General features: G+C 35.9%; 10 protein-coding genes. 7 read left to right on the top strand and 3 right to left on the bottom strand.

Translation table 11 applies throughout. The features are described from left to right. Nucleotides 1-31 precede the first annotated feature (31 nt). A complete protein-coding gene (locus GMD78_RS12820) occupies nt 32-562 on the top strand; it encodes an RDD family protein (RefSeq protein ID WP_155669217.1) in 531 nt (176 codons plus the stop codon). A 100-nt stretch (nt 563-662) separates the two neighbouring features. Continuing rightward, entirely contained in the window at nt 663-1793 is a 1131-nt protein-coding gene (yfkAB, locus tag GMD78_RS12815) for a radical SAM/CxCxxxxC motif protein YfkAB (RefSeq protein ID WP_155669216.1), read from the top strand. A gap of 76 nt (nt 1794-1869) precedes the next feature. Here the strand turns inward: yfkAB and GMD78_RS12810 are convergent, their stop codons facing one another. After that, a complete protein-coding gene (locus GMD78_RS12810; protein WP_155669215.1) occupies nt 1870-2571 on the bottom strand; it encodes a MerR family transcriptional regulator in 702 nt (233 codons plus the stop codon). A gap of 197 nt (nt 2572-2768) precedes the next feature. Between GMD78_RS12810 and uvrA the strand changes: the two genes are divergently transcribed. From uvrA to GMD78_RS12790, 4 genes are all read left to right on the top strand, one after another. Next, entirely contained in the window at nt 2769-5249 is a 2481-nt protein-coding gene (gene uvrA / locus GMD78_RS12805) for an excinuclease ABC subunit UvrA (protein ID WP_343042299.1), read from the top strand. Nucleotides 5250-5276: 27 nt separating this feature from the next. Further along, nucleotides 5277-7010, top strand: coding sequence for an ABC transporter ATP-binding protein (locus GMD78_RS12800; RefSeq protein WP_155669214.1), 1734 nt, complete (start codon nt 5277-5279; stop codon nt 7008-7010). 179 nt (nt 7011-7189) lie between these two features. Continuing rightward, on the top strand, nt 7190-7912 hold the full coding sequence (locus GMD78_RS12795; protein ID WP_155669213.1) for an EcsC family protein: 723 nt from the start codon (nt 7190-7192) through the stop codon (nt 7910-7912). Nucleotides 7913-7975: 63 nt separating this feature from the next. Continuing rightward, nucleotides 7976-8305, top strand: a complete 330-nt coding sequence (locus GMD78_RS12790; RefSeq protein WP_155669212.1) for an iron-sulfur cluster assembly accessory protein — start codon at nt 7976-7978, stop codon at nt 8303-8305. Nucleotides 8306-8828: 523 nt separating this feature from the next. On the opposite strand, the gene GMD78_RS12785 is transcribed toward GMD78_RS12790, so the two are convergent. Beyond that, the gene (locus GMD78_RS12785; protein ID WP_196493811.1) at nt 8829-9749 is read right to left on the bottom strand and encodes an NHL repeat-containing protein; all 921 of its coding nucleotides are present in this window, start codon (nt 9747-9749) and stop codon (nt 8829-8831) included. 252 nt (nt 9750-10001) lie between these two features. Here GMD78_RS12785 and GMD78_RS12780 point away from each other — a divergent pair, with 252 nt between their 5' ends. Further along, nucleotides 10002-11192 carry an MFS transporter gene (locus tag GMD78_RS12780; RefSeq protein ID WP_155669210.1) on the top strand — a complete coding sequence of 397 codons (1191 nt, stop codon included), beginning with the start codon at nt 10002-10004 and terminating at the stop codon, nt 11190-11192. 204 nt (nt 11193-11396) lie between these two features. Here GMD78_RS12780 and GMD78_RS12775 read toward each other — a convergent pair. Beyond that, the coding region (locus GMD78_RS12775; protein ID WP_196493696.1) for a transposase at nt 11397-11728 on the bottom strand (332 nt) is incomplete at its 5' end.

The following is an 11728-nucleotide window of genomic DNA, read 5'->3' as shown; positions in this document are numbered from 1 at the left end:
GTGATGAAAATGATTAGGAAGGAGGGTTGAAATGAATAAAGAACCGTCTAAAAATGCCTCATTAAAAACTCGTTTATTCGCTTTCCTCTTAGATTATCTCCTCATTATCTTATATGGTGTTTTGGTGATAGGAACGGTTTCCGTTTTTTTTCGTCCACTGATGACATCGTTATTCACTGAATCGGTGGTTACTGCACAACTTACAGGATTTCTAATGATGACTCTACCAGTTTCCCTGTACTTCATTATAGGTGAGTGTTCCAAAAGACAAGGGACATGGGGGAAGCAAAAGGTAGGGATTCGTGTTGTAGATCGGCAAGGAAATCGTATTGGCTTCGTGCGTTCTGTTTTAAGGACGGGGGTAAAATTTTTACCCTGGGAACTGGCTCATTTCGGGGTGTATCGTTTGATGTTACCAACCATCTTATCAGATTCAACGGTACTTATTATACTTACTTCTGTTAACGTCGCAATTTTAATCTATGTTTTAATGCCGTTAACTAATCCAAGTAGAAAGTCCGTATATGATTTTGTGGCTGGAACGGAAGTTGTTCGAAGTTAAAATATGTGGTAATTTCATGAAGGAACATTGTTGAATACAAATGCGTTTTGATTATAGGATGTACAAACATCATGAAAATACACCGAAAGGAAGTTTCTAGATGAATGCAAAACTAAATGTTAAGCCGTTATCTCCACAGTTTGATCCATGGGAGGCATATATGGATGTGGAAGAGCACGGAAAAATGACCTTATCTAATATTGAATTTACTACTACATATCTCTGTAATATGCGATGTGCGCATTGTGCGGTTGGGTATACGCTGCAACACCAAGATCCAGCTGCATTGCCAATTGACTTGATACTCAATCGTTTAGAAGAAATTCCACATTTACGTACACTAAGTATTACTGGTGGAGAGCCAATGATGAATAAAAAGTCAATCAGAGAATATGTGGTACCCCTGCTTAAATATGCACATGAACGAGGAGTAAGAACACAAATTAATTCTAATTTAACGCTTCCTTTTCAACGCTATGAAGCTATAATTCCATATCTCGATGTTTTACATATTTCACATAACTGGGGAACTGAAGAAGAGTTTGCAGAAACTGGTTTTGCACGTATGGAGCGTAAACCTTCTGAGGAAAATCGAAAAAAGTATTTTGCGAGAATGGTAGAAAATTCGCAAGCACTCGCTGGAGAAGGTGTTATGGTATCAGCAGAGACAATGTTAAATAGACGAACTTACCCCTATTTAGAGAAAATTCATGATCATGTTTTGGAAATGGGTTGTACTCGACATGAAATACATCCGATGTATCCAGTTGATTTTGCTAGTAATTTAGAAACATTACATCTAGATGAAATTAGATTGGCGATTACAAGATTACTAGATCATCGAAAAAAAGATTTATGGATGCTGTTTGGGACATTGCCGTTTTATGCATGTAACTCGAATCAAGAAGATTTAGCACTTCTAAAGCGAATTTATCAGGAGAAAAATGTAACGGTTCGAAATGATCCAGATGGTCGTTCACGGCTAAATGTGAATATATTTACTGGAGAGGTAATCGTGACAGATTTTGGCGATGAGGAGCCTTCTGTTGGAAATATTCAAGACACTTCCCTACCAGAAGCATATTCTCGATGGTTAGAAACGAGTACAGCAAAACAGTTAAATTGTCATTGTCCAGCTGTTAAGTGTTTAGGACCGAATCTATTGGTGAAAAACGCCTATTATAAGGATGTTGATTTTAATAATAGGACAGCAGCTATTAGTTTGAAATAAGGTTTATTAAACCACCGCGTATTTACCCAATGTAAATATTCGGTGGTTTAATTTTATCATGCATCCACCGTCCATCTTATACTAAGTCTAGTACTTCACATAATTTGTACAATTCACAGATGCCATGGAATTGATTGCGGTTTTGGAAATTAATATTTTCAAGTGCTTCTTTTGTTGCTTTCTTGGCTTCTTCTATATTATTATGTTCGATTTCTTTTACAATATTTTTCATGATTTCTAAATAGTGAACGGTCCTTCTGAGTGCTCGAATAACAAGGATTTGACGAAGGTGCATTTGATTGAATAATCGGTACCCATTTTCTGGGTCTCGTTCTGGCGTAATTAACCCTTCCTTTTCCCAATGTCGAATAGCAGAAGCTGGAACATCTGCTAGTTTGGAAATATATCCTATGGTCATTTTTTCTTTACTAAAAGTCTCAGGAAGGGTGGAGACAAATGATTCTTGTAATAGTTCATGGGTTTGGTCAGTTAGTACTTTCTCCTGTTGTAGTTTAGCTTGTTCTTTATTTACCGTCCAGAAGGCTTCAGCTGTTTTATTATCCTGAATATATTTCATTACGGTTCTAGTAATGTCCATACCGAACCCAGGATACATCGCTCGAATACATCGAAAGTATGCAACATGTTCTTCGGTATATAAGCGATAGCCGTTCTTCTTTCGTTTAGGAGCGGGGACAATCCCCCATGCTTCATAATGACGTAGTGCACTAGGGGTTATGTCAAGTGATCTTGCAATTTCAATTGGTTTATAATACATCGCTTCACCCTCTTTATTAACTTTTCTAAAGAACATCATAAACTATTACCCAAACATTAACAATAAACATTAAAGTATTGTGACGGATTTTTTAGATGAAATACCGTTATCAAAGGATCAATTTTATTCGAATAGGGTCTTGCATTAGTGTTGTATGATGAATTTGTAAAGCTTTTAATAAAGAGGAGGTTGGTTATGTGAAGGATGTCATAACAATTAAAGGTGCTTATGAAAATAATTTGAAGCATGTATCTGTAGATATCCCAAAAAACAAATTAGTTGTACTAACGGGTCCTTCTGGATCAGGGAAGTCGACGTTAGCAATGGATATTCTACAACAAGAGTGTCAAAGGCATTATATGGAGTCCAGTGGCATGATTTCTTCTTGGTTCACCAAGCCAAAGGTTCAATCTATCAGTGGATTATCACCATCCATTAGTGTTGGCCAGCATATAACAAATCGCAATCCCCGGTCTACAGTAGGAACTGTGACGGATATGTATACCTATTTGAGAATGATTTATGAAAAGTTAGGTGAACGTACATGCCCGAGCTGTCAGACAAAATTTTCACCTCTAATCGATACCAACAAAGAAGTAACTCACATGGAAGAATCTCATCATGATACGGAATATATCAATTGCCCTACCTGTAATTATGAAATGGAGAGATTAACAAGCTCCCATTTTTCCTTCAATACGATAGCTGGAGCATGTGAAACATGTAGTGGTTTAGGAGAAGTAGCTGAGATAAATACCCGAGCAGTATTTAATGAGGAACTTAGTTTACGAGATGGAGCAGTTCGCATTTGGTACGATTCATATGCAGCCTATCAAATAAGCACATTAGAAGCTGCTGCTTCCTTTTATGGGCTTCATTTTAATGCTGATCTTCCGTTAAAGGATTATGATGATGTTCTTTGCGATCTGTTGTATTATGGCGTTGAAAGTGACCATTTTATGAAGCATTTCCCAGATAAGAAGCCACCTAAAAAGGTTAGTGATGGGAAGTTTGAAGGTGTACTTACAGGGATGTGGAGAAGGTACAAAAAAAAAGCTGGAGATACTAGTGAAGCGGTATACTTTTATAAACAGCCATGTAACGTATGCTACGGGGAACGTTTAAAAGAGGAAAGTAGGCTTGTTAAAGTAGGAGGGGCTCGGATTACGGACATCACTCGATCTTCTTTAACGGAATTTCTTGACTGGCTGAAGGTTTTACAAGAAAAACATGCTCAAGATGAAGATTCACTTATGGAAACAATCCTTCATGATTTAATAAATAAAGTTACAAGAGTAGTTAATGTGGGGTTAGGTTATCTATCAATGGATAGACAAGCTATTTCTTTGTCTGGAGGAGAGTCACAACGTTTACGCTTAGCCTCTATTCTAGGTTCAGGCTTAACAGGTGTACTCTATATACTTGATGAGCCTACTGCTGGACTACACCCGAAAGACACGAAAGGTTTAATCAATGTGTTGAAGCAGTTACGTGATTTAGGCAATACAGTTTTAGTTATTGAACATAATATCCATGTGATGGAAGAAGCAGATCATATTATAGACATGGGACCGGGTGCAGGTCAATTAGGTGGAAGTATTGTAGGAGAAGGAACATTACATCAATTAGTAGAACAAGCAGAATCAGTTACTGGAGCTTTTCTAAAAGAAAACTACTTCCAACCAAAACCTCGTCGAGAAGGTAATGGACAATTTGTAACTATTCACCAGGCAACAAAGCATAATTTAAAAAATGTTACAGTATCCTTCCCATTAGGTTCCTTTATAACGGTAACAGGTGTATCGGGGTCAGGAAAATCTACCCTAGTGTACGACATACTTGCAGAAGGGATAGCAGGGAATCCTGTAAAAGGATACGAGCAACTGACTGGATTAGAGGAAATTAAGGAAAAAATAACGGTTGATCAGTCTCCGTTAAGTCGGATGAGGCGTTCCAATGTAGCTACTTATACGGATGCTTTCACTTTAATTAGAAATTTATTTGCTAAATTGCCTGAGGCGAAACAGCAAAAGCTAACCGCTAAAAACTTCTCTTTTAACACAACTGGTGGAAGATGTGAAAAATGTGAAGGTCTTGGGACTGTTGCAGTAGATATGTACTTTTTACCGGACTTAGAAGTAAGGTGCCCTACTTGTAAAGGAAAACGATTTAAGGAAGAAATTTTGGCTGTGAAAATGCAGGGTTATTCCATTTCCGATATTCTTCATATGAGTATTGAAGATAGCTTGCCGTTGTTTCAAGATCAAAAGAAAATGTCAACCATCATTCATTTATTATGTGAAGTTGGACTTGGTTATTTAAAATGGGGTCAATCACTTACAACCTTATCTGGTGGAGAGGGGCAGCGACTAAAATTAGCCAAGGAGCTAAATAAATCTAACGCAGGACATACCTTATATGTTTTGGATGAACCGTCAACAGGCTTGCATCTGAGTGATGTGAAAAATCTGTTGTTATTATTAAATAAATTGGTAGATGCAGGAAATACAGTCATCGTGGTCGAACATAATAGTGATATTATTCGAGATTCGGATTGGGTGATTGATATGGGTCCCAATGGTGGAGAAGAAGGAGGAAAAATTATTGCCGAAGGGACACCAGAACATGTTGCTGCAATAAGAGAATCCTATACTGGTGCTTTTCTTGATTTGAAGTAAAGCTTTGTTAGAGACAGGAGAATTCATATGAAAAAACAAGATAATGGCATGAAACCTTTTATATCTTTAATTTTATCTACCAACATACCTAAATTGGCACTTACGATAGGATCAATAGGTAGTATTATTACAATGCTTGTCGGACTTTCCATTCCACTACTTACGAGAGAACTAGTGGATGGATTCTCCGTTGAAGCATTGAGTACAACCCTAATCATTATCATTCTAGTTGTCTTTATTTTACAGGCCGTAGTAGATGGGGTATCTACGTATTTATTATCAGCTGTCGGCCAGAAGATTGTAGCTAGATTGCGTGAGATGATGTGGTTAAAACTGATCCGTCTACCGGTTAGTTATTTTGATAAACAACCGAGTGGTGAATCTGTGAGCCGTGTTGTTAATGATACGGGAATCGTAAAAAACTTAATCTCACAACATTTTCCTCAATTCATTACTGGGCTGATTACGATTGTCGGAGCGATCGTAATTTTGCTCATTATGGATTGGAAGATGACGTTATTAATGTTACTAGCTGTACCCGTTACGTTCATGATCATGATTCCACTGGGCAGCCGCATGGCGAAGGTGTCAAAAGGGTTACAGGATGAAACCGCAACTTTTACGGGTAATATTCAACAAACATTAAGTGAAATTAGGTTAATGAAATCTTCGACAGCTGAACATGTAGAAGAGAAAAAAGGAACTACTGGAATTGGGAAGTTATATGATTATGGATTAAAAGAAGCTCGGATTTTTGCGCTTATCGGTCCATTTATGTACACCGTAGTCATGTTTGTTATTGTGGTTATTATTGGCTATGGTGGAATCCGGGTTGCAGAAGGAACGATGTCAACAGGGTCCCTAGTTGCGTTTTTGCTCTATCTTTTCCAAATTATTTACCCCATTACATCGTTTGCTATGTTTTTCACAGAATTACAAAAAGCTAAAGGTGCTACAGAGCGAATTATTCGTATTTTAGAGGTACCTGGGGAAATGGGACAGGATGGAATCGAAAAAAATATAACCAATGAACCTGTTCATGTTTCCAATGTTTCTTTCTCCTATGAAGAGGGAGAGTCGGTCCTAAAAGACGTAACGTTTACTGCTAATCCCGGTGAAATGATCGCATTTGCTGGACCAAGTGGGGGAGGAAAAACGACGTTATTCTCCCTGCTAGAACGATATTATGAACCAGATCGTGGTGAAATAAGAGTAGGTAACACTCCTATTCAAAAGCTGTCTTTAAAGTCATGGCGAAGTCAAATCGGATATGTCTCTCAGGAAAGTGCAATGATGGCTGGAACCATTCGTGAAAACCTAACATATGGATTACCAAATGTAGATTTGATTCCAGATCAAAGATTATGGGAAGTAACAAAGATGGCCTATGCGGATGAGTTTATTCGATCGTTTGATAAAGGATTAGATACAGAGGTTGGGGAGCGAGGTGTAAAGCTTTCAGGTGGGCAACGCCAACGGATTAATATCGCTCGTGCCTTTTTACGAGATCCTAAAATTCTCATGATGGATGAAGCGACAGCTAGTTTGGATAGTCAATCAGAGGGTATTGTCCAGCAAGCTTTGACAAGACTAATGGAGGGAAGGACCACATTTGTTATAGCGCATCGATTATCCACCATTGTTGATGCGGATAAAATTATTTTTATCGATAAGGGAAGAGTAACAGGAAACGGGACCCATCAGGAATTAATTGAAACTCATGAACTATACCGTGAATTTGCCCAACAGCAGTTAACATAAAGTAATCTTCAATCAGTAGCAGTTTCATCATCCCCACTTTACTACATAGGATCCCCTTGTAGGTTTGAAGTGGGGGTTTTACCACGTGTTATATGTATGGATAAATTAATGGAACATTGTAAAGAGGAAAGGTATGATAATGTGTATAAAGATCGATATCGATAATAAGGGTGAATTCAATGAATGAGTATGAATCGCGTATATATGAAGATATACAAGCTTGGCGTGTGAAAATTCTTAAACGTGCAGGTTTGGTCAATCGTCTTTCGAAAAAAGCGCAGAATAAAATAAATAGTATGATTCCAGAGAAGGCCCATCAAGTAATTACAGAAGCTATTAAAAATATGGTGAAGGCTACGTTGGTTGGATCAAATATAACTACTAAAAAGCGACAAACAGGATTGAGTTTATATGAACGGGACGAACTTGTTAAGGAGAAGTTGTCAGCTTATCGCAAAACGGCAACCGTAGAAGGAGCAGGTACCGGTGCCGGTGGAATCTTTCTTGGGCTAGCAGATTTTCCGTTGCTGCTTTCAATTAAGATGAAATTTTTGTTTGATGCAGCTAATGTTTATGGATTCGACACAGATAAATATGAAGAGCGTTTGTTTATTCTACATATCTTTCAACTTGCTTTTTCCAATGACGAAAAAAGGCGAGAGACGTTTTTTATTATCGACAATTGGGAAGAACAGAAGGAAAAGCTTGTCGACATGGATTGGCATGTTTTTCAACAAGAATATCGCGATTACATCGATCTGGTTAAAATGCTACAATTAGTACCTGGCTTTGGTGCAATTGTCGGAGCATATGCAAATTATAATCTGATGGATCAATTAGGTGAAACTGCAATGAATGCCTTTCGCTTGCGGTTGTTAAAAGAATCTCCCAAGGATTATTAATTGTTTTTTGTTTTCAAAAGTGGAACAATAAGAAGGAATTCACTTGGATAGGAGATTAGATAGATGAAATGCAAAATAAATAGAAATGCTGCTAAAGTATTGAAAAAGATGCTGGAAACAGATGAAGCAGACGGGAAAATGATTCGTGTATTTGTAACTCATATACACGGGGATCATGCACACTATGATATTGAATTAGATACACCAACAGAAAATGATGAGGTGGTTCATACTGACAAGGATATTAATATTATTCTAGAAAAGGGTAATGAATATCTTGACGGTATATGGATTCAGTATTTTTATGTTCCACAGGAAGAAATGATTATTACTAACCCTAAAATGGTAATTATGTCCTCCGTTCAGTGTGTAAACGGACATAAAACCTTCTAAAATGTTACTTTGTGTGTGTCTTATATAAAAAGTGTGTAAATTCGTTTGTGTGTGTACTTATAATAATTACTAAATAATACACCGATGTCAACGTTGAAAGGACAAGTTTTTAATTTGAAACATAGATTGAATTTATTATCTATCTTAAATCGATGTGACAATAAATGTCAGTAATCCTTACTTCTTTTCATTTAAAAGTCCGTACTATCTTAAAAATGGAAAAATATATATTAAACCAAGCGGACTAGAGAGACAGAGATATATGAGGAGAATATCCTTCTGTATAATTTAGATTACATGCAAAAAACATTTAATAATACAGAATGTCATGGATAATAGACGAAGAATAAATGAGAGAATGCCACGGATTGGCGGTATCTAAATGATTTCTGAATAAGTAAATCACCGAACGGCAAGGTATTTCTTCAAATCTATTTTTACTTAATAACGGAATAATGAAAAAATAACCTAAACTCTATATAGAACTTAGGTTATTTTTATAAAAAAGTATTATAATCTACTTTCAAGCAAAATCATAAAATCTCCAAATAGAACCTGTTGGTGAACTACAAACGTAGGCTTCTTTATAATCAGGACTAAACCTAATACATGTTGGAAAATTCAATCCCTGTACAATTGGTGGAGTAAATCTATAATCTTTACTCTCGAATGGATTGATTTCCATTACAGTCCCTTTTCTTGGCTGCGTAACATATAACATAAGGTTATCTTTATTTTGAATCATCCCACCCATTAAATCTAAACCAGTAGCAATTGGCTCGACCATATCAACTAGGTCTAAGAATGGAGCTGGTATATCTGGGTCATAAACGATAGTCCCCATAACAGAGCTACTAGAAAGAGAATGAATCTTACCTTCCCTATCTAGCATAGTGGTTTTCCAACCAGAGCAACCAGAATACAGGAACCAGTTCTCTCTAAAATTGTCATTAAATTGTTTTGTAGGTAGCAATCCTTCTAAACCAGGTAATGGTAAAGCTGGGATATGAGTTATTTTTTTAGAAATATCGCCATTTTCCATGTTGACTTTAACTACTCTATTTGAAAAGTTTGATTCTCTTTCAACAACTTCTAAGTTGCCATCCTTTACAACTATACTGTAAGGGCGGTTGAAATTATCAAAATTCAACTCTTCATTATCGCTATCCTTACCTATATTCGTTACTCTATTTGCAAAGGTTTCACAAACGTATATTCTTCCATCCTCTAAAGGAGCAATACTTGAAGGCCCATTTAAACCATCAAAAACAATATTGTCCTCTGTAATTTTTCCGCCATTGGTAACATCACTTACTCTTCCTGCACTAGTTTCGGAAACTAATAATCTACCGCCTTTTGTCCATTCCATATGCGAAGGTGTCTGTAAATTAGTTGCAAATACTTCAACTTTACCCTTTGATAAATCCAACTTAGTATTTAGCATTAATACCATTCCCTTCTTCAATTTTTAGACTTAGACTTTTCCAAACGTTACCGAGTGATCTTTATTAATTATATTAGTACTTTTATAAATCACCTCCTAATTTTTTACTTATTTACCTCATGTTAGAATATATAATAGTTAAATTATTAAGTCAACTCTTTTTATTAAATATTTTGAAAGAAGAAAAAATTTTGCACATAATTATAGAAATATGTATATTTGTAATTAGAATAATATCTGGAGGGGTTAAAAATGTGGAGAAATAAAAACTTCATTATGTTATTTAGTGGACAAATAATATCATTTATAGGGATTGCTTTATTTTCAACCTCCCTGCCTTTTCTAATCATCTACCTGGATGGTCAAGCAAGTGACATCAGTGCAACTCAAAGTATGTTTATTATACCTCAACTCTTTATTCTTCTTTTTGGCGGCATGCTCGTAGATCAACTCCCTAAAAAATTTCTGATTGTAGTCATTAATATAATGAGAGGTATTGCCCTTTTACTTATTACCTATCTAATAATAAGCGGCAATATACTTATTTGGCATATTTACTTACTTACCTTTTTCTTGGGAGCATTGAATACTTTATATCGACCAACATTAAAAGCGATATTGCCAAGTATTGTTGATAGACAACATCTGGTTAAAGCGAATTCCTATAGATCGATGGCACAACAAGTTTTGGAAATGGCGGGGCCAGTTCTAGCCGCCTATTTAGTTGCGACTTTTGGCATATTTATAACCTTTGGAATAAATGGTTTATCATTTTTGCTTGCCGCCTTTGCCTTTGCATTTATTTTTTTAGAAAAAAAACCGCAATTAGAGTCTAAAAAATCAATGTTCCTACAATTTAAGGAAGGATTTCAGGTTCTATTTAAACATAAGTGGTTAGGTTTAAGTATCTTGATTGGTTCCATAGTTAACATAGGTATTGCTTCATTTGATGTTATCATCCTCCCAATCTATGCAAATGAATACTTCAAAGGAATTGAAAGTTTTGGTTGGTTTTTGAGTAGCATGGCTTTAGGGGCATTTTTAGGAGCATGGTTAATTAGTAGACAATCAGAAGTTTCCAAGAGCTTCAAAAAATACTATATATTTATGTTTAGTTTGGGGCTATTAATATTGTTTTTGTCATTTTCTAAGTATTTTCTAATATCTTTAATAATCATGTTTGGTATAGGATTTTCCATTACATCATTTGTAATTATATGGGATAGTACCGTTCAAGAATTAATTGAAGAAGAATATCTCGGTCGTGTTACAAGTCTGCAAATGTTTGGTGGTCTTTTGTTTTTACCAATCGGTTACTATATATTTGGATTTATGATAGATCACATAAATATTCGGTTTGCTACGATTTTAAGTGGTTTAATTATTATATCGGCATCTCTCGTAGGAGTTTTAAATGATAAGTTTAATCGTAGACAATATTAAAATAAATATCTTTAGTAAGTATTAATTTTAATAATTAACTGGCATCAGTAAAGCTAGTTGTTAATTAATAGAAAAAATCAAGCAATATTTTGCTTGATTCAGCTTGTAGAGAAAGTAGGTGTTTTTTCTCTACAAGCTTTTTTAATTCTGTCATAACTATTTCATTAAGTAAGAAATTTTTAATGAAAATAAACTCCCACACACCTAGCCTAGCTTTGCTAGGTGTGTGGCAATCTTCTTCATGTTCTGGCACGCTGCTGTGAGTAGTACTTGCTCACTCGCATTGTGCAATCCCCTTAACCTGCAGTAGCGAAGCCCATGCAGTTCTTTCGAATCTGCGAAGCTCCGCTCAACTTTTTCTTTTCTATATTTATAAAGCATTTTTCCAGATTGTGATAACCTATTCAATCTAACTTTTTCCTTGAATTCTTCCCAAAGATGCCGAGTTATTACTTTTTGATGGTTCTTCGATCTTGTACATTGGTCTAATAATGGGCAACTTGCACACAATTTGGGGTCTGATTTATATTCCCTGT

This window comes from Ornithinibacillus caprae (genome assembly GCF_009728145.1).
Classification (GTDB): Bacteria; Bacillota; Bacilli; order Bacillales; family Amphibacillaceae; genus Ornithinibacillus; species Ornithinibacillus caprae.
Note: the sequence above shows the minus strand (reverse complement) of the source record. Positions and strands in the feature narration are given on the sequence as shown.